The 763-nt window shown below is 46.3% G+C and carries 1 protein-coding gene; it reads left to right on the forward strand.

Features of this window, described 5'->3' with window-relative positions:
- Positions 1-29: 29 nt before the first annotated feature.
- Positions 30-763: hemagglutinin (locus tag AN957_RS26520; RefSeq protein WP_156341187.1), on the forward strand; the 734-nt coding region annotated here is incomplete at its 3' end.

A 763-nucleotide genomic window follows, 5' to 3' on the forward strand; every position in this document is an offset into this window, starting at 1 on the left:
ACGCGTGATCAGCAAAAGCAGGGGAAACAATGCTATCAATTGTGATTTTGTTTCTGCTTATTGCAGAGAGTTCTTCTCAAAACTACACAGGAAACCCTGTGATATGCATGGGACATCATGCTGTGGCAAATGGGACTATGGTAAAGACCCTCACTGATGATCAAGTGGAAGTGGTCACTGCACAGGAACTGGTAGAATCACAGAACCTCCCAGAACTATGCCCGAGTCCTCTAAGACTAGTCGATGGTCAGACCTGTGATATCATCAATGGGGCCTTGGGAAGCCCAGGATGTGACCATTTGAATGGTGCTGAATGGGACATTTTCATAGAAAGGCCCAATGCGGTGGACACTTGTTATCCATTTGATGTGCCAGATTATCAGAGCCTAAGGAGCATACTCGCCAACAATGGGAAATTCGAGTTCATTGCTGAAGAATTCCAATGGAGCACCGTGAAGCAAAATGGCAAATCTGGGGCCTGCAAGAGAGCAAATGTGAACGATTTCTTTAACAGGCTGAATTGGCTCGTGAAGTCAGACGGGAATGCATACCCTCTCCAGAATTTGACAAAAGTAAACAACGGTGATTATGCGAAGCTTTACATCTGGGGAGTTCACCACCCTTCGACGGACACCGAGCAAACCAACCTGTACAAGAACAATCCTGGTAGGGTCACTGTATCTACCAAAACTAGTCAAACAAGTATAGTGCCCAACATTGGCAGCAGACCTTGGGTGAGAGGACAAAGTGGCAGAATCAGCTT

This window comes from Cytobacillus solani (assembly GCF_001420595.1).
Classification (GTDB): Bacteria; Bacillota; Bacilli; order Bacillales; family Cytobacillaceae; genus Cytobacillus; species Cytobacillus solani.